This is a genomic window from Calditrichota bacterium, from assembly GCA_013152715.1.
In the GTDB taxonomy this organism is placed as follows: Bacteria; Zhuqueibacterota; Zhuqueibacteria; order Thermofontimicrobiales; family Thermofontimicrobiaceae; genus 4484-87.
The window spans coordinates 56,104-79,225 of sequence record JAADFU010000002.1 but is presented as its reverse complement, the minus strand read 5'-3'; the positions used below and the strand labels follow the sequence as shown (position 1 = coordinate 79,225).

12 protein-coding genes are annotated in these 23,122 nt (G+C 45.7%); all 12 read right to left on the bottom strand.

The features are described 5' to 3' along the window. Positions 1 to 87 precede the first annotated feature (87 nt). The 12 genes from GXO74_00450 to rsmD all read right to left on the bottom strand — a co-directional run bounded on the left by GXO74_00450 (position 88) and on the right by rsmD (position 23,111). A complete protein-coding gene (locus tag GXO74_00450) occupies positions 88 to 1,539 on the bottom strand; it encodes a sodium/proline symporter (protein NOZ60128.1) in 1,452 nt (483 codons plus the stop codon). Positions 1,540 to 1,572: 33 nt separating this feature from the next. Next, complete coding sequence (locus GXO74_00445) at positions 1,573 to 2,541, bottom strand: hypothetical protein (protein NOZ60127.1); 969 nt, start codon at positions 2,539 to 2,541, stop codon at positions 1,573 to 1,575. Positions 2,542 to 2,687: 146 nt separating this feature from the next. Further along, complete coding sequence (locus GXO74_00440; GenBank protein NOZ60126.1) at positions 2,688 to 3,938, bottom strand: aspartate aminotransferase family protein; 1,251 nt, start codon at positions 3,936 to 3,938, stop codon at positions 2,688 to 2,690. A 65-nt stretch (positions 3,939 to 4,003) separates the two neighbouring features. Next, positions 4,004 to 5,188, bottom strand: a complete 1,185-nt coding sequence (gene thiI, locus GXO74_00435) for a tRNA 4-thiouridine(8) synthase ThiI (GenBank protein ID NOZ60125.1) — start codon at positions 5,186 to 5,188, stop codon at positions 4,004 to 4,006. 115 nt (positions 5,189 to 5,303) lie between these two features. Continuing rightward, positions 5,304 to 6,014 (bottom strand): STAS domain-containing protein, encoded by a 711-nt coding sequence (locus tag GXO74_00430; protein NOZ60124.1) that lies wholly within the window; start codon positions 6,012 to 6,014, stop codon positions 5,304 to 5,306. Between the two features lie 126 nt (positions 6,015 to 6,140). After that, on the bottom strand, positions 6,141 to 9,950 hold the full coding sequence (locus tag GXO74_00425) for a SpoIIE family protein phosphatase (GenBank protein NOZ60123.1): 3,810 nt from the start codon (positions 9,948 to 9,950) through the stop codon (positions 6,141 to 6,143). 18 nt (positions 9,951 to 9,968) lie between these two features. Then, the gene (locus tag GXO74_00420; GenBank protein ID NOZ60122.1) at positions 9,969 to 11,903 is read right to left on the bottom strand and encodes a PorV/PorQ family protein; all 1,935 of its coding nucleotides are present in this window, start codon (positions 11,901 to 11,903) and stop codon (positions 9,969 to 9,971) included. 16 nt (positions 11,904 to 11,919) lie between these two features. After that, positions 11,920 to 20,010: a hypothetical protein gene (locus GXO74_00415; GenBank protein ID NOZ60121.1), complete on the bottom strand. Its 8,091-nt coding sequence runs from the start codon at positions 20,008 to 20,010 to the stop codon at positions 11,920 to 11,922. Between the two features lie 86 nt (positions 20,011 to 20,096). Beyond that, positions 20,097 to 20,594: a hypothetical protein gene (locus tag GXO74_00410; GenBank protein NOZ60120.1), complete on the bottom strand. Its 498-nt coding sequence runs from the start codon at positions 20,592 to 20,594 to the stop codon at positions 20,097 to 20,099. 328 nt (positions 20,595 to 20,922) lie between these two features. Further along, positions 20,923 to 22,050: a tetratricopeptide repeat protein gene (locus GXO74_00405; protein ID NOZ60119.1), complete on the bottom strand. Its 1,128-nt coding sequence runs from the start codon at positions 22,048 to 22,050 to the stop codon at positions 20,923 to 20,925. A 19-nt stretch (positions 22,051 to 22,069) separates the two neighbouring features. Further along, entirely contained in the window at positions 22,070 to 22,552 is a 483-nt protein-coding gene (gene coaD, locus GXO74_00400) for a pantetheine-phosphate adenylyltransferase (GenBank protein NOZ60118.1), read from the bottom strand. Continuing rightward, complete coding sequence (gene rsmD, locus GXO74_00395; protein ID NOZ60117.1) at positions 22,521 to 23,111, bottom strand: 16S rRNA (guanine(966)-N(2))-methyltransferase RsmD; 591 nt, start codon at positions 23,109 to 23,111, stop codon at positions 22,521 to 22,523. The genes coaD and rsmD overlap by 32 nt, the downstream gene beginning before the upstream one ends. Positions 23,112 to 23,122 lie beyond the last annotated feature (11 nt).

Here is a 23,122-nt window from a genome sequence, read left to right as displayed (position 1 = left end):
AATGCGTCTTTTCTTGTGAAAAGTGATTAACAACTTCTAACCAATTGAAAAAATTTTCGGGCTTTTTTGATTTGCCTTAGATTTTTTTCATTCACTTTTCAGCAAAAGAGATGACAAAACCGCCACCATTCCGGCGACAACGAAAGTCATTACTCTCGCAGTAATTATTTTCGCATCCAGTCCGGTCGAAATCCAGAAAATCGTAAATGCCATGCCGGTAATTATCGTGATCAGCGCTGCTTTGCCATGAAATTTTTTCCAGAAAAGCGTCAGCAAAATCACCACGGAAAACGTTCCGCCGATGCCGGCCCAGACGTAGCCCACGAGCGTAAAAATTAATTTTGTCGGCGACAAGTACGCAGCAATTAGCGCGATGATCGCCAAGCCCGCGGTGATCAATCGGCTCGTGAATAAATGCCGGTGAATATTTTCATTTTTAAGCCAGGGCTTAAGCAAGCTCTCCGACAATTCGGTCGCCGAAAGAATGAGCAGTGAGTCCGCAGTGGAAATCATTGCCGCGATGGCTCCGGTGATGAGAATGGCGGCAATTGCCGGCGGGAAAAGGCGCAGCAAAACGGACGGCATCACATATTCCTGGTCCGATAATCCGTGCGGCCCGAAAATTGCCAACCCGATCCAGCCGAGCGACAATGCGCCGATGTAAGCAACCACTGTCCAGACAATTCCGATATTTCTTGCCTGGCGTGCATTTGCCGTGTCCCGGATCGCCATAAAACGCATACTCAATTGCGGCTGTCCGCCCAGATAGCCGAAAAACCAGGAAAATCCGCCAACAATAACAATTCCGGCGGCAAATCCGGAAGCGGCGCCGGTCAAAGAAGTGTAACTTGTGCCGGCTTTCTGCAAAGCTTCGGTCATCGACGCAGCAAAAAGTCCACTGTCGCTGTGTGTAGCGAGATAAATTATTCCTACGATAGGCCCGATCACAAGAGTTGTAATCATCACAATGGCCTGCACCACATCCGTGTAAACCACGCTCTGAAAACCGCCGTAAATCGTGTAGGGCACAATAATCGCGGCTGTGATCAAAATGCCCCATTTCGGGTCAAGATGAAAAAGCGTGTGCAAAGTCTTACCGCCGCCGATAAATTGCGCGCCAACGTAAAAGAAAAAGAAAAACACAATCACCAGACTGCCGACGACGCGAATGCTATTCCCAACTTCTCCGTGGCGCTTGGCGATATAATCGGTAAAGGTGTTGATTTCATACTTTTCCGCTTCGTCGCGAAGTCGATAGGCGAGCAGCGCCCAGGCGGTAATAATTCCCGCAACGCAGCCGATGGCCGTCCAGACCTCTGCCAGCCCCGAAGCGTAAGCAGCCCCGGGCAAACCCAGCAACGCCCAAGAAGATTCTCCTGTGGCACGCTCGGAAAGCGCGGCAGCCCAGCCGGGTAATTTTCTTCCGGCAATGGCGTAATCCACGTTGCTCTTCACCTTTCGCCCCTGATACAAGCCCCACAAAATCAACAAAGAGAGATAGGCGATCATCACAATTAAAATTTGCGTTGTATTTTCCATTTTCTCCCTCTATTTTTCCACAGTGTTCCCGGGTCAACGCTGAATTTTATCCGGCAAAATGTAATGATATTTTTTCCCAACCAATCGATGAAGAAAGCGATCAACTTTGCGGAACGCGAGATAAATTCGCCAAATCAAGGCGTCTTCGCGATAGTAGCTTTTTACTTCTTTTTCAGTGATCGGTTTAATTTTCAAATCAGAAAAATCTTTTTCCAGAAAATTATTGACACGGCCAGTCAATTCAGGAATCAGATCCGCCCGTTGTTCTTTGTAAAAATTTGCCACCAGATCAATCAAGACCAGCCGCAAATCATAGTACCGAGTCAGCACGTCTTTCAAAAACAGCAATCGAATAATCCACACCAAAAATGATGGCGCGCTGCGCAGAAAAAGTTCAGGGTCGAGCTGCTCCTGCCCGTTTTTACGCAACAGGGGAGAGCTGGTGTCGAAGTAAAAAATTTCCGGAGCATCTTTACCTTTTTGCTGATATTCATCAATTCCGGCAAACGCCCAATTAGAAATTTGCGCATCAAACCCTATTTCCAGTTTTCCTTTGTTTTTTTCGTTGAAACCAAAGACCAATTTTATTTTTTGCAAGACGGCATCACATAAATCCAGAACCTGATCATCGGGAAAACGATGAATGACTTGATTGCCAATCGAGTTCGCTGGCAATTTTTCCTGAATAATGTAGCCGACGATGCGATTAGAATCATCCTGGCTCACCATTATCAGTTCTCCCGGAACAAGCTGCAAGCCAACTTTCTCTGTAAAAACTGACACGGATTCGCGGTACAGTTTCTGATAAGCTTCGGCTTCCTGCGGCGAATTAAACATCGGCATACGCTTGAGAGCGTAAGTTTTGCCATCTTCTGTTTTGGCTTCCAGCACAGTGCTGATTTCTCCGTATCCCAGCACTCGCGCCGGGATTGCGCTTTTTTCGAGATGGCGCAGATTCAGTCCTCGCTCAAATTTACTGAGCCATTGTGCATTTATTTCCATATTTTCCTCTAATTTTTTTGTAAAGATCAATATGTGGGATACATTTTCAGAAAAAGCAGATCCACGATTTTCAAGCAGTCAACTTCAAAACGACATACCCGGAACTCGAAAACCGGAAATCAAAATCAGAAACTAAAGTCACTCCGTCACATTGAGGCGATCATTTTCTCTAATTGAAAAAGCGCCCGATCCACAGTTTCTAAAATTTCCCGCGCCAGATTTTCTTCGATGATGAGCGGCGGCAGAAATTGCACCACGTGCGGATCGTTGTAAGCAAAAACCGCGAGCATTCCCTGATCGAAAGCGGCTTTGGAAAAAACTTGTCCTAAGCGGGCGTCGGTCAATTCAATTCCCATCATCATGCCCAATTGACGCAATCCCACTAAGGTGTGCGGGTGATTTTTTTTCAAATCTTCAAACCCCACCTTGAAAATGTCCGCGATTTCTTTAACATGATTGAGAAAATTTTTGTCAGAAGAAACCTCCAGCACTTTCATCGCTACGCCGCAGCCGACTTCCGCGCCGCCGAAAGTGGAAATGTGAATGAACGGATCTTCGTGAAAAACCTGCTCCAACTCCGGCCTGAAGCACGTCGCTGACATGGGATAAATCCCGCCGGACAGACCTTTGCCAATCACGACAATGTCCGGCACAAAGTCGAAGTGTTCAATTGCCCAGAGTTTCCCCGTGCGCCCGAGACCTGATTGGACCTCGTCCATGATCATGAGCGCGCCTTTGCTGTCGCAAATTTCTCGCGCCTGTTGGAAATAATCGCTGTCAGGAATCGGCATGCCCAACGTCGCGGGAATGGTTTCAAAAATGACCGCCGCCGTATTTTCGTCGATGTTTTTCTCCAGCGCCGGCACGTCATTGAAAGGAATCTGCTGGAATCCGGGCGGCATGGGTCCGAACGGAGCGCGATATTTTTCATCGCCAGCAGCCAGCGCAAAACCGGTGTGCCCGTGATAGCCGCCTTTGGCCGAAATAATTTTTTCGCGGTGTGTGTAGCCTCTGGCGACTTTAATGGACAAATCGATTGCCTCACCGCCACTGACGCCAAAAACCGTGTATTGAATATCGCCGGGCATGAGTTGCGCTAACTTTTCCGCCAACAGCGCGCGCTGTTCGCTGATAAGATGATGATTGCCGATGTCCAGTTCGCGCAGACTTTGCTCCAGCGCAGAGATAATTTCCGGATTGCGATGCCCTAAATTGAAAACACCGCCGTTGCAATGGCAATCGATGAGACGCTTCTCGCCGCGCAGGTCAAACAAAAAAGCGGTTTCGCGTTTCCCAAGAACAAAATCGATGCCGGAATTTTTGAAAAATTGAACTTTTCCTGAAGAGACAAATTGAGAGAAAGAGAGAAAAACCTGATCTGCAGAAAGACGACCAATGAAGGGTGTCGTTTTGTTCACTTGATTCCTCCGCGTTTCAAATTTTAATGAACTGTGTGATTCCTTCAGGGAAATTGCAAATAAACAACTTCCGCCTGTTGGAATATTTCGTCTAATATTTGTTTCCAACCGCCCAATTGTTCCTCAGCGTGACGAACTTCGCGAAGCTTGGCTTTGGTCTCGGGATTTTCCGGTACCATGTAGCTGCAACAATCATCAAAGGGCTCAGTGGAAACATCAAAAGTGTCTATTTTTCTCGCCAATTCAATAATTTCCTCTTTGTCCATGCCGATGAGCGGGCGAAATATCGGCATGGACACAGATTCCGACGTCGCGACAATATTTTCCAGCGTCTGGGAAGCGACCTGACCCAAACTTTCTCCGGTAACTAACGCCCCGGCGCGCTCTTTTCTGGCGACCATTTGCGCGAGCCGCAGCATCATACGCCGATACAAAATGAGCCGTAATTTCATCGGCGCGTTGAGAATTATTTTTTCCTGAATGGGAATTAACGGCATCAAATAGACAAGCGTCTGGTATTGGTATTGCGTCAAATTTTCTGCCAATTTTATGGCGTTGTGATATGAGGCCTTGTTGGTCATCGGAAAGCTGTGAAAATGCACAAAAATGACGCGCGCGCCGCGTTTCATTATCAGATACGAAGAAACCGGGGAATCAATTCCCGCGGACAAGAGACTGACGACTCTGCCGCTGGCGCCCACTGGCAAGCCCCGTTTGCCCGGCTGTCGATCAAAATAGAAAAATAATTGTTTGTTGTAAATTTCAATGTGGCAGGTCAATTCCGCATTCTTCAAATCAACCGGCTTATGCAGTTCCTCATGGATCCTGGTACCGACGATACGATTAATTTCCGGAGAGGTCATGGGAAATTGTTTGTCGGAGCGTCGCGTGCGGACACAAAAAGTGGAAAAATCCTGGGTTTTAATTCGTTCAAAAATTTGCTCTTTTAGCTCATCAATATTCGCAGAACCGGGGTAGGCGAGACTGAAATGAGCGATGCCCATCACCTTTTTCAAACGATCGACAATCAATTCGACCGGCGAATCCTGGTTCAAATACAACAAAAAGCGCCCGTAATCTCGTTTTAGTTCTCCAATTTCGACGTCTTTAAGCGCCTTTTTAATATTTGATGCTAATTTTTTCTCAAAATAGCCGCGATTTCCCTTTTTGAGCCCGATTTCGCTGTAGTGTATTAAAATTAGAGACTTCTCTGCTGCACTTTTTTCCATCAACCAATCGCCCTGATATCATTTTTTTCAGAATCACCGAATAATAAACCAATCAAATGAAAAAAAAGGAGTTCATCCCGCGACAAACTCCTTTTTGAATCACAACTCTTTTCACTTATGATCTTTTTCGCAATGCGCTTTTTTTGAAAAAAGCTACCCTCTTTTTCTTTGAATTCAAATCCAACTTTTTCAGCAATCTCACCACCTGAAACCAACTGAGCTTCACATTCTCGTATTTGGGCGTATTCAGTTCTTTCATGATTTTAATACTGCCGTTGTCCGGGTTCTCCATCACCAACTGTTTGATCTTCTCTTCAACGCTTTTATCTTCCACAACGGGACCGGAAATTTTTTCAATATCCGACTCCAACGCGACGGGCTGTCTTTCCGCTGAAGTTGATTTCGCAGAACTCGGTTTTCTCGTCGGGATCGGTTGCTCCGGAGTAACCACTATGGGTCTTCCGCCTTGATCCTTATCAAAATCAATTATTGCCTCATCGATCGTCTCGAAGGCGCGCAAAATAAAATTGAATTCCAGAAGTTCGAACACTTCGTACACATCCGGAATCATACCGACCAACTTAAGATCACCGTTTTTCTCTCGAATCCCTTTAATTTCGCTGATAAAAATTCCCCAACCGGCGCTGCTGATGTAATCAACAGTTTTAAGGTCAATGATTATTTTGTATTTTCCTTGCTGTAACAGTTGCTCGAGAGAGTGCTCCAGTTCTGCAGACGTTGTTGTATCAATGTATCCACCGACTTTTATTATCGAGATGCTGTGATCAACTCCTGCTTGTTTTACAGATAATTGGATACCTTCCATTTCTCTCTCCTGCCGTAGTGTCTTGATAAACTAGTTATTTTTTAATATAAAAGAAAATTCTTAAAAAGTCAACAAAAAAATAATTCCATAAATAACAATAACTTTTTGAAAAAAATGTTGATCAACTTAGGTCACGTTATTCTTCAATAATTCTTTTGCTTCGCGAATGTGCTCCAAAATATCCTTCCGCTGAGGATCAAGGCGCGTGACCATTTCCCATTCCTCAATTGCTTCGTCAAATTTTCCCTGATTCGCATAAATCACGCCTGTATTTTCATAAGAATCCGTATCCCGAGGATCCAGCTCTTTCACCTTCTGATACGCGCTAATCGCCTCTTCGATTTGTCCCAAATGATAATGCGCGTTGCCTAAAATAGAGTGAACTTCTTTAAAATCAGGATATTTTTTCAAAACTTTTAAAAATTCAGTCACTGCTAACGCATAATTTTTCTCACGATACGATTTTAAGCCCAACAATAAATTTTTATCCTCGCGCATGTCGTCGCTTCGCGCTTTATTTGAATCCTTTTCTCTGGCAATCTCCCGCTCCATCTCGTCGGCAAAATTCATCGCTTGCAAACTTGAATCGTCTTTCCGCTGAACCAATACATCCGGGCTTTCTTCAATTACGCTAATATCCGCGGTTAACTCTTCCAGTAAATCGGCAAAGCCAAACGAACTTTTTTCTTCACTTCCTTCGTCTGCCATATTTTGGTCGGTTAAAACGGGCGCCGAAGCAATCTCATTCATCAATTCAGGAAAATCATCGTCAGCAACTAAATCTAAAAACGACTCATCGTCGATTTCGTTTTCTTCGTTGCTTTCGGGCGCGACCTCCTCAAATTCATCAGAAACGGTTTCCTTTAATAACTCATCTCTGAAACTGGTTTCTTCCGACAGCAAATCAAAAGCATCTTCTTTCTCCGCATCTTCCGCCACATCTGCCAAAATCTCGTCCATGTCAATGGTGGTCGGAATTTCAATGGACGCTAAATCATCTTCCGGCGCAGCTTCCGCGTTTTTGTCTTTTTCCTCCACATCTTCCTCGAAAACGACATCTTCTTCCAATTCTTTTTCCCAAATATCGCGAAAACTCATATCCTCATCATCTACCGTTAATTCTTCCGCGCCTTCTCCGGCCGCTTGAAGCAAATCATCCACATCAGCAGTCAGACTTTTTCCTGTCTGCTCGCTCTTATCAGAAGTTGATTCTGCTTTTATCTGACTTTCGTCCAATTCCTCGCTAAAAAACTCATCGCTTTTTCCGTCTGACTCTTTTGAAATTTTTTCGTCATCTTGAGTTTCTGGTTCGCGCCGTTGACGATGTTTCTTTTTCAGCAGATCTTCCAACGGCATCGCCATTAAACTTTGCAAATAGAAATCATCTTCCAAATCATCAGGTAAATTTTCTTCAACTTGCTGAACGACTTCCTCTGCGGGCGAGTCAACGGACTTTTCCGACGCCGATATTGTCGGTCGCAACGGAGGCGCTTCCGGTTCTTCGGGCAGCGGCTCTTCGTAGTTTTTATTTAAAATAATTTTTCCGTCCAGGGTCAACATCGGCGTTCCCGGTGGCTTCATTCGTCTTTTTCTGCCTGAACGCGCCACGTACGCTTCACGGAGTTGACGCGTGTTCAAGCGGCTACGCACCAATTCATCGTAAATTCTATTTTCGTTTATCTCCGAAAATCCGTACTGTTCGGTACGTAACTCTTCACTGATTCGTTTCGCCCCGTACTCCGGATGTTTTTTAATAATATCATAAATCTTTGTTTTTTCCTCAATGCTCATGTGCTTCGCTTCAACAGCAATCGTTTCGTCCAACTCAAAAGCGTCAACGCCTTCTTCCTCGAATATTTTTTTGTATTTATTGTAATAGGCGTAAACCGTAATCCCGCATTCTTCACAGGCGTCGCGAATATTGCGTCCCTGCAAAATCATTTTATGCGCTTTCTGCGCCCGTTTTAATTCAATTTTTTCCGGTGAACTTGTCTCTTTGATGGCAACCAGCGTAATATCATCGTTTTGCTCGTGTCCTTCTGTGAAAGTGTGAATTTCTTCGCGTAACTTTTCGATAAAATCATTGGTGCCCAAATGGCCATAATCGCGAACGACCTGCAAAAATCGTTCTTCGCCAAATAATTCGCGGCGATTGTTCATCGCTTCTGTGACGCCATCGGTGTAAAGAATCAAAATATCATCTTCCGCCAACTGAATCGTATCCGACTCGATAGATTTCTTGAATAGACTCGCATCAGGCAAAGAAATACCTACCGGAAATCCTCGCGGATTCATGTAATATGTATTGTTTGTCGATTTGCGGAATAAGATCATCGGATTATGACCGGCGCTGGCATAATTTATCCTGCGACGACGCGAGTCAATAATGATGTAAAACAGTGTTACGAACATTCCTTTTTTCATATCTTTCACGACGAAATCATTCACTCGCGCCAAAACTTCAGACGCGGATTTCAGCGACCGCGCCTCAGTGCGCAATGCCGTGCGGATCATCGTCATGATCAAGGACCCGGGAACGCCCTTTCCGGAAACATCGGCGACGACAATGCCTAAAGTGTCTTTATCGACTTCAATAAAATCGTAGTAATCACCGCCGACTTCTTTAGCTGCCTCGTAAAAAGAAGCGATTTGATATCCTTCTAATTGAGGCACTTCCGCCGGCAGTAGCGTTTGCTGAATGTCCTGCGCCAACTGCATTTCTTTTTGGATACGTTCTTGCTCTGCTAAATTCTTTTGCGAATTGCGCAAGGTGTCGGTAATATCGCTGAACGCTTTGGCGATTTCCCCGACTTCGTCATTGGCTTCAAAATCAATCTCATCTCTGACATCGCCGCTGCCCAATTCTTTGATCCAATTGGCAAGCTTTCGGAACGGGTTTAAGATGACGTAAACCAAAATAATTATGCCGACATAGCCAAAGGCTAAAATTAATAACGCGAGCTGCAAATCCCTGAATCTTAATGCCCATATCTGGTTCAAAAGATAACTTTCTTTGAACTCATAATATACATTGCCAACTTTCATTCCCGTCAAATCGTAAACAACGTCATGGACGAAACTATAAATTTTTTCGCCGTTCTCATCTTCGTAAGAAATAAGTCCGTCTCGTTCTATCTTTTGATTCTTGGGCAACCGGAAAATTTGCGAAAACAATTTTTCGTCAGTACTGTTTATTACGTTATCGCCGGCATCAGTGACAACAACGCGGTACATGTTCTTTTGATCTTTTGTCAGTTCCCTGACTTTTGCATCTACGTAAACCGGATTTAAATCAATTTCTCCCTCTTTTAACACCTGATTTGCAATTAATTGCGTGACTGGTCTTTCTTTTTGAACAAACTCATTGAAAACCACGCGGGAACGATGAAAGAAAAAATAGGTGTAACTCAAAACCAGCAGGGTCGTCAAAATTCCGGCAGCGATGGCGGTATATCTGGTTTTCAGACTTCCAGGCAGCGTTGGCGTTGGTAGTTTCTTCTTCTTTTTCGTCACCGTCTGGCGGTATTTTGTCAGACGAAGTTCATTTCCCTCTTCGGTGTGGCGATAATCGATTTCGTCGATCAATTTGCGAATGATAAAAATACCCAGACCGCCCTTTTTGCCGATATCCACGTAGCGTTTCAAATCCGGATCTTTCACGCGGGAGGGATCAAAAAATTTACCCTGATCAATGAGAAGCACAGTCATGCTGTTCTTTTTGATGATCACCCGCATTTTAATATTACCTTCCCAGTCGCGGTAGGCGTGTTTGATAATATTTGTGGCGGCCTCGTCGATGCTCAGTTTGAAAGCATTGATCACTGTATCCGAGAAACCGTGCTTTCTGCCAGCTTTGGTGACAAAGTTTCGCAGTTCACCGAGATAGTCAATGTGAGCGGGGACCTGAATTTCTTCTTTGATAACGGATTTGAACACGCTTGCTTCCTCTAAATTTTACGGCTGTTTGGGACTTCTTTTGAGCTGCTCGATTTTTTCCCGAGCCATGTCAATACTGTCGAGAATAAATTTATTGTACGGCTGCTGCTGTTGCAGATCTTCCCAAATTTTCAAGGCTTCTTCATATTTTCCGGCCCGAAACGCGCGAATTCCTTCCAGAAAATGTTCTTTCGCGGCACCTGTCAAAGGCTCTTTCTTAGCATTGGCGCGCGCTTTGGCATCGAAAAATGCCTTTTTAACATTTTCGTTGTTCGGTTCGTAAGCAAGCGCTTTTTGAAAAGAGTTCATGGCTTTTGTCCAGTCTTTCATGCGATAATAGCGATAACCTTGCTGATACAAATCATCAAAATTCAGCCGCTTGTCATACTGAGTCACTTTTTGATCAATCATTTGTATTTTCTTCTCGTCGGGATTTAATCGGCGCGCGCTGTCTAAAACGCGAATCGCGGCATAATAATTTCCTTTTCTCGCCAATTGGTCCGCGCGATTGATCAGCGATAGCAATTTCCGCTCCAGATCCGCCTTTGCCTTCGCGATGTTCTCTTTGGCAATGGGATTATCCGGCGCAATTTCCAACATCATCTGCCATTGTTCGATGGCTTTGTCATATTCTTCTTTTTCAAAATATGCCAACGCTTGCTGGTGAAGTTGGTTGAGACGAAGTTTTTGCTCTTCCCGCTTTTGTTCTTCCGCTGTTTTCGCCTGGGCAATACGCACCTGCTCTGCTAACTCCTGCAAACTTTTTTGTTGCGCTAAATCTAAAAGCTTCTCTGCTTCAGCAATCACCAAATCTTCTGGCATTTCACTTTTATATTTGACGACAAAATTAAATTCGCGAATAGCACGCGCATAGTCAGCCGCTTCCATATATTGCTTGCCTTCCTTCATCGATTCGGCAATTCGCTGCTGCCGCTCCATGTAAAGCTCTTCGTTCACTCTTTGTCGTATTTCTTGCAACCGTTTTTCTTCCGCAATGCGAATTCGCTCATCTTTGGATTTTCCGATGCGAACAGAAAATGACAGGCGATGACTCGCCGAAATCTCATTTTCAGCAAATTTGCCATAAGAATAATCCAATTGAAATCTATTAAAAACAGCACCGGCGCCGAAAGAAATTTGATTGTTGTTCACGCCAACGCGCAGCATGGCGCGGTTTTGAAACACATACTCTGTGCCCACATGAAATTTCATCGGCACATTTTCACCCTGCTCCAGATCGAAAAACAACGTCAACTGCGGACCCCACTCGGTCGTCAAAAATGGTTTTGCCACGCCAATTCTGAAATCAACCGGAATAATATCGGTCGCAGTTCCTGCTTTTAATCTCGGTCCCACTAAATTTTGCACAAGCATTCCTACGCTCAATCCGCTCAGCAGCGGATGCGTGAAATCAGGACGGTACAGAAAACCGAAATCTGCTCCCACGCCAGTGGCAGTGAACCCTAAAAAATTCTGATGCTGAATTTTTAAATTGACGCCGATTGATAAATTCCAGGGCAGTTTTCTGCCGTAGGACAATAAAAATAATTCCTCCGAAGCCGAGCGAACGCCAAGTTTCACATTTTGCTCATCGGTCTCATCGATATCGCCCAAACCATAGCCAATGATACCCATCCCGAACGAGCCAAAGCTGAGAGTCGGATGCACATAACCGAGAAAATAATAATTTGTGCCTGCCAGCAAATTTGTGTAAAACATTGATGCCTGCTGATATTGGATGTGATCTAAACCCGCCGGATTCCAGTAAATCGCCGACGCGTCAAACGGCATGGCGACGTATGCGTTTCCCAGCGACAACGCCCGTGCGCCAATGCCAAGATTAAAATTTGGCTGCAATCCGGCGGAGCCGTTCTGCGCCAAGGCCGCTGATATGAGTCCGAAAATCACACCCAAAACAATCAATATTCTGGAGGAAATTATTTTACGATTCATTTTTTTATTCCTGACTTTATTTCACGACAGCTATTTTGGTGATAGCTTCCTTTCCGTCCCCCGTGGAAATTCGCGCCACATAAATGCCATTTAAAACGCGTTTCCCGTTTCCGTTTCTACCGTCCCAGATAATGTCTCCATTGTGCAAGCGCTGCTGCCCCTGGGGCTGCGCTTCCGAATAGTTCACTTTCCACACCAAGTCTCCGGTCAAAGTGTAAATTTGAATGGAAACGCGCGTATTCTGCGGCAAAAAGTACACAAACTTTGTTTCAGGCCGTGTCGCTGAGCCGAACGGATTCGGGTAGTTAGAAAATGATTTTTTCAAATCCGCATCCACCAAAACCGTGCTTTGTGACGCCAAATTTAGCGCCTCGCCGGCTTCACCGGCATCGGTCTGGATGATGGGCTTGATCCCCGAACCGGCAATGTACATAGTCATTGCCTTGGTGGAATCAATCGCCAGATGAAAATCTCCCACAGCAGCGTTGCCAGCGATGTCTGCGACAAAATCAATGATATTTTCCTCGCCGGATTTCAGAGAATCCGGATTGGAAAAATTGAGCACAATGGGATTTAACGATGGCACATTTGTCAAATTCACAAATACCCGCTGGTGATCTTCGCCATCGACCGCAGCGAGTCGCGTTAAAACAGCGCTCGGATTTTCAATGAGCTCATCGAACCTGTTTTTTAACTTTAGTTTAACGCCAGAAAAGATAACATTGTTCGATAATGCGTCTCCGGAAACGTCAAACTTCAACCGCAGTAAGACCACGTTTTTTCCGCCTCGCGCCTGAGTGTTTGCTCCCGACTGCGGTAAAACAGAAATCGTCACACTTTTTTCTTCTGTGGTAATCGGAATGGCGACGACCTTAGCTGAAATTGCTTCCAGCGCTACTGGTTCGTTGGTGTTTTCATCGTCTGGCGGCGCAGTCAGCTCGATCAAAATGTTCGCCGGGTCCTGCTTAGTTATCGGCGCGCGTATTTTCCATTCGATGGATTGGTCTGCCTTCACTGTTTTCGTGCGGCTGCCCGTGATTGTGTATTCTCTGTTTTGCGGCAAAGTCAGCGTTGCCGTGTAATTTCCGATCGCCTGCGCCTGGCCGGAAAAAGTCAAATAGGTGCTGATGGTAAACTCTTCTCCAGGAGAAACAATATTATCCTGCGCGCTCGGCGGAAATAAAATTACGCCGTTAAGCTGAATCTCGGCGCGGTCCACAACATCCACTTCGATGCTGTCCGACGCCAGAGAAATCGGCGCACCGCTATTGGCATCCGTCGCTTGAATGTTCAGCCAAAGAGGCAGATTTTGTCCGCCGACTTCCGGTGCTCGAATTGTCCAGCTCACAATTCCCTGTTCGGTTTGCGACTCCGGCTGTTTGGGATTCGTCTCTGAAGTCGTGAACCCTTCCGGCAATTGCAGCGTCACCGTCGGATTTGTGCGGCAATTTTGCCAATCCAATTGAGCTTGCACGAGAAAATTTTGCCGCGTCGACAATACTTTGTCCGTCGCCCCTGACGGCGACACAATTGTAAAATCAGCAACTTCCACATTGGCGCTGGCAACCGTTTCCACGTAAAAATCGAGCCGGGACTGCCCACTCCACAGTTCTGCCAGCGAATTTGTGTTCTCATCCGAAGGCACCGCCTCCATGAAAATTGTCAACGGACGCTTTCCGGTTTCCACATCCGGCGCTTTCAAACGCCAGACTACCGGCGAATCCACGGAAAAATTCTTGATCAACGACTCCGTGGTCGTAATGCCGGTGGAGCCAAAATTTACCCTCAGCGCCGCCGATCCGGTAACGCGCGCTTGGTTCGGATTTTTGCTTTTCACCATGACGCTCAAATCAAATTCCTGGCCCGCGGAAAGCGTTGATTGTGTCTGCGAAGGCCAAGACACCCAGATGTCGTCGAATACCAAAATTGCATGAGGCACAACTGTGACCGCAAAACTATCGACAAACGCATCTGACCGCCCATCCGTCTTGCCGACAATCGTTGCTTTTATCCACTCCTGCTGCGTTGTCGCAGCAATTGGGGCAATAACCTGCCATTGAACTGAATTTCCCGGCAGCGATTTTGTCGAATCTTCTCCGATTAAAAAACCGAATCCCGGCGGCAACGACAAGGACGCGCGCACGCTGTCCAGATTTTCCGATACTTTTGCTTTTAATTTTACTGTAAAATTTTGCTCGGTGGACAAAGTATCATCCAAAGCTCCTGCCGGCGATATAATTTGAAATGTTTCAACTTGAATATTTGACGGAACGGTTTTGACGATCAAATTCTCAAACGGATTTTGCACTTGCGCCGGAAGCTGCGTATTTTTGTCCCGCGGCGGCTTGAAAAGAACAATTTTTATCGTATCATTTTCTGATGCTTCTGCGGGCGGCTGAATTTCCCAGTTCAATTCCCCACCGACAACGAATCCGGTTGTGTCCACGGCAACCGTTGTCTGCCCCTTCACAATTCCATACCCGGGAGAGACGCGAATGTACAATTTTCCGCTCTCATCCACATCAGCCGAGCCGACATTGGAAACCATCAATTTTAATTGGCCGTTCTGCCCGCCGGTAAAAACCGATTCGTAGCTAATGACATTTATTTTCATATTCGCGGCATTGTGCACTTTTACCAGAGCCGTGGAATCTGAGGCAGCGCCGATTATCGCCGGCAATTGACTTTCATGAGCTTCCGCGGAAACGATTGTTGCCGAAAAAATGACCTGATCACGCACCTCGTCCGCTGTGAGGTGGAAAGTTGCCGTGGAATCTCCGCCTGGTTCAATGAATTGAATTGTTGTCGTCTGATCTGAATAGCCGGGCGCATCGGTGGAAATTTTCACAATGACACTATCCACCTGCTCGGCGCCGCTATTGCGGATTTTAGCGCGCACTAAAAATTCCTGCCCCACATTCAGATGCCCCACGCCAAAAGCGTCGATGTTCGGACACATCGGCTCAGTCACATCAACGTAAATATCCGCCGATGGTATGACGTAAATGTGCGTCGAATCTGTCAAAGAAAAATCCGACACGGTATTTTTATATTTTCCGAAAAGATTCACTTTTATCGTTACCGATCCCCCCTTAAACCCGGTTTTTGAAATACGAAAAGCAAATTGATCCTTTTCGCCGCCATTCAGCGACAAAAGTCCGTTATTCTCCAAATTATCCGGGGGAATCAGACTGTAATCTTCCTGAATTTCGCCGTCAATGTAAAATTGAACGTCTGTCTTTTGCGGCTTGTCGAAAACCAACCCGCCTTCTCCGCTATTAATCACGTCTAAATAAAGATACCATATTGTTCGACTCAAAGCCTTCACCGTGTCGGCGGAAACATAAACACTTTCCACTTTTGCAATAGCCGGTAGTTGCACTGTCGCCACGGCTGTGGAGTCGTCCGCCGGTAAAATCGTCGCCTTGTCTTTTTCCGGCGTATTTTCAGCTACCAAGGAATCAATCGTCGCGGTAAAAATTTCATCAACAATTTTCCCGGAAAATGCCCGCACATCAAAATTAACAGTGTCGCGTTCGCCGGATTTTATTCGTTGCGCTGTCTGATTTGGAACGAGCACGGTTGAAACACTGTCGCTCGTCAACGAGAGAAAAACTTTCTGCGCTGCATCTTCTCCAATATTCTCCAAAATCACTGAAACGGGAAATTGTCGATCGGTATCCACAAAAGGCGCATTTGCCGCCATGTTTTTCACTGATAAAATCTTCACCGCCGGGGGTAACTCGACAATTAGTTTTGTCGTATCCAGAGCTTGCACCAGCCGATGGCTGTTAATCTCTCGCGCAAAAACATGGGCAAAAACATTGCGCGTTCCGGGTTTGGTCCCCGTTGTGTCCACCGTAAAAATCAAACTATCCGAATCGCTGCTTCCGAGCACAAAATCTGCGGAACCGGCAAAGTGCACCGGTGCAGTTACGCGATAATTTGTATCATTACCAAAAGCAACAAACTCGCCCAGCCGAGTCGAATCCATCGCAATATCGCCGCCGCCGTTGTTGGTGATGCCCAGGGTAATCGTCCACGGCTGCGTTTGCCCGACAGTAACCTCATTCTGCGACAGATGAATAAAATTGATCGATATTTCCGCTTCAGATTGAACCGTCACTCCCGTCGCCGTCGATTTGACAATTTGTCCGCTGATTTTGTCATTCAGGAAAACTGTACCTTCGACAGTCACAATTCCCAGCGATGTACCGGTAGTATCAACGGTAACAGTCAAAGTGTCCGTCGCTCCGGTGCGCAAAGTGTCATCTCCGCTGTGCAGAAAAGAAACCGGTTTGCTCACGCGATATTCATCGGAAATCGCCTGGCCTCCCAAGGTAAAATTTACCACCACACTATCCAGCAGCAAATCAATTCCGCCGCGATTCTCCACGACCATTTGCAAAAACCAGTCTTCTGTCTGACCTCGCGTAACAGTGAATTGGCTTGCTTTGAAATCAACGATTTCCACGTCAGATGCCTGTCGCACCCACCAGCCGTCATATTCCGGCTCGAAAGACTGGAAATTGACCGCATCGCCACTATTTTCATCTGTGGCGACAATCTCGCCGGACAGAGCAATCGTGTCAATTGTGGCATTTGTCCCGGCAGCGACAGTGTAATTTAACGTTGCAACTGAATGGCCGTCAATTTTCTCCACATTTGACGGAAACGAAATTTGTCCGTATTCATCTGTCACATCGAAATTATTTCCCACTGCCCAGAAAAAAAGACTGTCCGTCTGAATCAGCGCCGGGGCATCGCCGGTATTACGCACTGTTGCGCTCACCGTGGTGCTCGTTCCCTGAATGACGGTATCCACGTAAACGGAAATATTTTCCAGAATCAAATTGGGGGCGATCTGCACTAAAATTTGATCGACCGTGCTCGCCGAATCGTCGCGAACAGTTTCGCCGTTCAGTGTCCCAACGACGTAGCCATCAATGGTAATAGGCTCTGCCGGCGTGTCAGCAAGTACGTCAATTTCAAAACTAATTGTCTCTTGCGTTTGTGCGATAATTTTGCTTATTGTATCCGTTCTGGCAATGGTAAATTTATTTGTCAAAAGCGAATATGTCGGCGCTGGACCCCAAAATTCCAGGCCCGCGGCATCGACTGAGATGTCCAACGTGCCCCTGTTTTGCACCACCATGTTGACAGGAATTTTTTTCTGTCCCTGAGTCGCTTTTTCTGCGCCAGCCTCAATGGAAACAATATCCAGACCGGAAATGATCACCAGGGTATCGCCGAAAGCGCTTCCCTCGCCGGCGCTGTGAGCAGAAACAAGCGCGGCGCCGCCTTCGGACGATCCGTTTAATTGAAAATAGAGGCGACTGTAAGAATTTGTCGCAATCCAATGTCCGTCTAAATCGGGCTTCTCGTCAGGCGTTGTGATCGTACCCGCAGTAGTGGTGACGATAAAATATTTTCCGGCACCGACGTAATTTCCATCTCTGTCGGTAATTTTATCCGATAAAATCATGGAAAATGAGTCCGGATGCGCGGCGATAATTGCCGGATTCGGATGCAGCTCCATTTCACCGTAGGGTGCGCCCGGACTGACGGTAATTGTTCCGGTCGTCGCGTGCAAAGAGTCATTGTAAGCGGCCAAAATATGGCCGGAAACGCCGGACAAATCCGCATCGAAAGCAAACATGGTATCTGAACCGGTTACGGCAGGAGACAGGGCGCCGTCGGAACTCCAGTCCACAACAACCGTCCCCACGAAATGATCCGCTGCGTCAAACCCAGCGGCGTATAGCTTGAGCGTGTCGTCTGTGGTTGTGTTCAAGTCTGTGACTTCATTGCCGAGACCGTCGGGTTGGTCGAGAATTTTTATTGTGGCAATGGAAGCAACCGTGAACGTACCCGTCAGATCTGCCACCAGACCGATGCTGTCCGCTCGAATTTTTCCCGAAGAAAGCGGCGTCTCCGCCTGAAACAAAGTTGAATTTCCGAGTGCCGGTGACGGCGCATCCAAATTTCCGTCGGCGCTCCAATCTGCTGTCACTTCTCTTACATAATTTCCCCATTGATCATAGCCGGCGGCGTAAAGCCGAAGTTGATCGTGGAGGTTGAAATTTAAATCGCCCACTTCAACGCCCAGTCCGCCGGGATTGTCTCGAATGACAATTTGATGTACTGCAGACGGCGCAACGTTAAAAAAATTGGCGTTACCTGTTTTTCCGCTCGCTGCATGTGTCGCCGTAATTAAATTGTCCTGGCCGGATTGAAAAATAGCAACATTTTCACTTCCTGTTCCCCCGGCCAGAGTTAAGCTGGTTGGGGAGAGCGTCCCTGTTTTGTCCGAAAGCGTCACGTCGTCATTAAAAGAAGAAACTACATTTCCAAAAGCATCGTGAGCATGAACGGTAACGGAAAAATTTACACCCGCCTCTTGAGCGCCAATTGTCTCAAAAGTAAAGTGGTCAAGATCCGCGGCAGCGACTTCGAACGAATTCGACTCGCCGGATTTTTCACTGTCGGAAACAAACAATTTATCGCTGGCAATGGCTTTGGTAATGGTAATCGTGCCCGACCATTGACCGTTAGTGAAATTTTCTGTTTGTGTCGGTGAAACGGTGTTAGTCAAATCCGCCACATCCACTTTTCCGGTGAAAGATTCGACCAGATTATTTTCCGTATCCAACGCCTGAATAGTTACGCCGAAAGCCTGTCCAGCTTGTTGAGGTGTTGCAATGGCGCTGATTGAAAAATGGTCCAGGGCTCCGGCTGCCACGTCAAAAACAGTAGATGTTCCATTTTCGCTGCCGGCAAATTTTGTCACTGTAATTTGATCATTGGCATAGGCAGAGCGAACCTTCACGTTTCCCGTCCATTGTCCGCCAATGAAGTTGGCGCTTTCTACTGGCGTAATCGTACCGCTCAAATCGCTGATCGAAACTTTACTCGCAAAATCCGTAACCGTATTATCCCAATTGTCTTGCGCCACAATGGTAATGGAAAAATATTCCCCAGCGGTCTGCGGCGAAGCAATAGGATTGATATAAAATTTGGCCAAATTGCCGGCATTGACATTGAATAAATTCGATTGACCGGATTTTCCTGAAGCGCTGTGCGTCGCCGTAATGTAATTGTCTGTCTGGCTACTGGTAATTGTAACGCTCTGGTTTAACAATTGTCCGCTGGAAAAATTTGCTGATTCAATATCCAGTGAACCAGACAAATCGGTAAGCTGCACTTTATCATTGAAAGTGGTTACTTGATTTTCAAATTGATCATACGCTGTAATGTTCACCGAAAATGGTGTTCCGGCAATTTTCGGGCTGGAAATATCATCAAAAACAAAATGGTAGAGCGCCGCCGGCAAAACATCAAAATCAGCCGATTGTCCGCTCTTGTTGTTGTAGGTTACTGTTATTTTGTTCGCTGTCATTGCTTTCTGGAATGTCACATTCAAAGTTACACTGCCGCCAACAAAAGCTCCGCTTTCTGTCGGCGAAATAGTTCCTGTGTCGTCAAGCAGCGAAACAGATGCCGTGTGCGATGTTACCAAGTTGTCGTACGCATCTCTCGCAGAAATTATAATCGAATAATCCTGTCCGGCCGTAGCATTTCCGGAAACGTCGACTTGAAAATGCTCCAGACCTGCCGGCGTCAGCACAAATCCGTTATAAACGCCGGAATCAATAGAATCTCCTGCCGCAGTTTTGGTCACGAAAGCAAAATTATAACTGCCGGCACCGGTCGCATTTCCGACCATCGCCAGACTGATCGCCACCGAGACTCCCTGTCCCACCTCATTTCCTGTACTGTCACGAGTCACCGTCACGATCTGCCCGTTTATTTCCGGAACCAAAAATCCACCAGTCAAATTGGTATCTTGCGACGACACCACTTCCACGCCGGAGACATTAAATCCGGCAGGAAAGTAAAACTCAATTTTTCCGTCCGCAGGTATGCCCTTAACTGTATCGTTTCCCGCGCCTGTTGTGAAATAAAATCGGTAAATTGCCGCTTCGCCGACAGAATCATCTGAAGCAGCCACGGTGATACTGCTCAAATTTCCCGTCGCGAACGCCGCGTTCGTCAATCCCAAAACAACAATTGTGATAAAACTAACCCACAGATGTCTCATTTTCATCAGATGCAAATTCCAAAGTTAGCGATTAGCAGTTCGTGTGAGCGCCCCCCGATGCTTTTTTTAATGTCTGTTTGTTTTATTAAAAATTATTTTTTTGCTTCAATCGAAATAGTCACGCGCGTTTTTAGCAACACTCCAACGTCACCGCCCTGAATTTCAATGTCTACCGGAAAATCTTTCGCCGCCTGATCCGGATTTTTCACCAGAGCAAATTTTAATTCCACTTTCTTTTTTGCGGGAATTTCTTCGCCCAGTCCGGTGCGGCTGATCGTCAATTTTTGCCCGTCAACTTTTATTTCAAACCCGCCGTTAATTGATGACGACCCGGCGATTTCCGTGTTTGACAGGTCAAAAGCGGCGTCAAATTGAAAAATAAAAACCGCGTCCGCCGGAATGGGTTTACTCAAAGCTAATTTCAGGTAATAAATCGTCTCTGCTTTTTGGGTTGAATCTTTTGGCAACAGAATCGCTTGATCCTGTGCCAGGGCAAATTGCCAGCCTCCCACTGTGAGAAAAACGAGCGCCAACAAGAAAAATTTAAAAAATTTTGTCTCATTTGTTCTAAATGTTTCATTCAGAGACATCAGTTTACTCCTTTAACCTATGACTTTTCACCGTCTCATATAATTCGCTTGTTAAGCCGTTGCAACAAATTGAATAAAAATTGTTCACTCAAACGTCAGTAACCAATTTTTGCAAGAAAACCTTCGCCAAACAACGCATAAGTTTAATAAATTATAAAAGCTATGTACATAAGTAACACTCTGAGCAAAAATTATACCATGTTGACAATTTACTCGCTATGGCTGGCCATTGGATGCGTGCTGAAGGAGATAAAAAGATTGTCGGCAATCCCACATACCCACGATGCAAGCAGAAATTTATGCTACAATTTTCTTACCACAATGACGACTATTTCAAAATTGCGCGCAGTAAAATCAGAAACCCTTTTCCGTCGTTTTCCGCCAATTTTAGATTTTTCTGCGCCCGGGAAAAATCGGAATTGAGAGTTAAAGCATGACGAAATTCCTCAAGAGCATTGAGAAACAGGTTGCGGCATTGAATGAGATAAGCAATTCCCAACTGATTGTGCAAATCGGGATAGTCCGGATATTTTCCCAACAGTTCTTTTAGTTTTGCGGTGTAATCAAGTATGAATTGGTCGTCTTTTCCTTTTCCGCCAAACATGAATTTGAGGTAAAACTCATTTTCTATTTCCGCCTCGGAAGGCCCGTCGCTGTCTTCGGCAGCTTTGTCCAGGGCAGCTAAAACTTTTTCAAAATCATTTTCTTCGATGGCCTCCAGCGCCTTTTGAAGATGCTTCGCTTTGAAAAGAGATCCTTGCTCTAATATCTTTTTCAAATTTTCCTTCGCCGAGTTCAAACGCTCTATTTTCGGGGGCAACACATTATCTTGAAGATTGTCAATAATGGTTTTAAAATAGAGATAACTAATCCAAAACTGTGCTTTGGCGTAAGTTGGGTTTATTGCCAAGGCGCTATTAAATTCTTTCAACGCTTCATGCGGGAGGTTGAGCAAAAAATAAGCATAGCCCAGATAAAAATGAAGATCAGCAAAATCTTTTTTCCTGCTTAATCCTTCAACAAGCGTTTCTTTAGCCTGTTGCAGCAGATTTGCCTTAAGGTAAGAACGACCCAATTGCAAATAAGCTTCCGCAAATTCAGGATCAATCGCGACGGCTTTTCTGAATTCGTCGATGGCTTCTTCAAATAAATTTCGGCTAAAAAATAACAGCCCCAGCTTGTAATTCGACGGCGCATGACGGATGGTGCGAACCTTATCCGAGATGTAAAACATGATCTCAATTTCCTGCATCATTTGACTGTGAATCAGGTCCACTTGTTTGCGAATTTGCGCCGCCGGCTGTGACGCTGATAGTTCCAGATTCTTTTTCATGATCAACCGGCCGTCCTCAAATACGCTGGAAACGGCCTTTTCTGTGGGTTCCATGTACTCAGTCTGGACATGAAAAATCTTTCCGCCGACTTGAACATCGTTGTTAAAGCCGATATTTTCCATCCTCACACCTCGCCTGCAATTAAGTTGTTGAAAACTTTTCTTTGAGTTTCTGGTGCACATATTCAGGGACGAAACAACTCACGTCGCCGTGAAAGCTGGCGACCTCTCTGACAATTTTTGAGTTCAAATAAGTGTAGCGTTCGTTGGGCATCAGAAAAACTGTCACTAATTCTTCCGACAATTTTCGATTGAACAGCGCCATTTGAAATTCATATTCAAAATCAGAAATCGCTCGTAATCCGCGAATTATCGCTACGGCATTTTTTCGCAGCGCATAATTAACTAATAAATCATTAAAGCTATCGAATTCTGCATTTTCAATTTCGCCTGCTGCTTGTTCAGCCATATCCACTCGTTCCTGAACGCTGAACAACGGCTTCTTCGATGGATTTGTTGTCACTGCGACAACAACCTTGTCGAAAAGAGTAGCGGCCCGTTTTATAATGTCAATATGGCCGTTAGTGATCGGGTCAAATGTCCCCGGATAGATGGCTATTCGCACTGATTTCCTCGTTTTTTCGAAAAATGGTGACTGTCGTAGTTCCGTAGTTTTTTTCTCTGATTACAACAAATGAATTCAACGACGGATTAAATTCCTTTTTTGCGTCACGCTCTAAAACAAATAATCCACCATTATTTAGCAAAGAGCTCAGGTCGATTTTCTCCACGAGTGACCCAATCACATTCTGCAAATAAGGTGGATCAGCAAAAATCACGCCAAATTGTTCGTTCGTTTTAATCGCATAGTTGAGATAGCGAAATACATCTGATCGCAGCACGCGGCACTTGTCCGCGAATCCGGTCAACTTTACATTTTTGTAAATGATTGCGACAGCTTCCCGAGATCTGTCCACTAACACCGCTTGCCGTGCACCGCGGCTGAGCGCTTCAATTGACAAATTTCCTGTGCCGGCAAAGAGATCCAGCGTCCTTTGCCCAACAATCTGATCGCCGATAAAATTGAAAACGGATTCTTTTATGCGATCTGACGTCGGTCGAATGGCGCTGCTTTTGGGACAAAATAATGTTCTCCCCTTGCACTGACCGGCAATCACCCGCATAAAAAATCCAT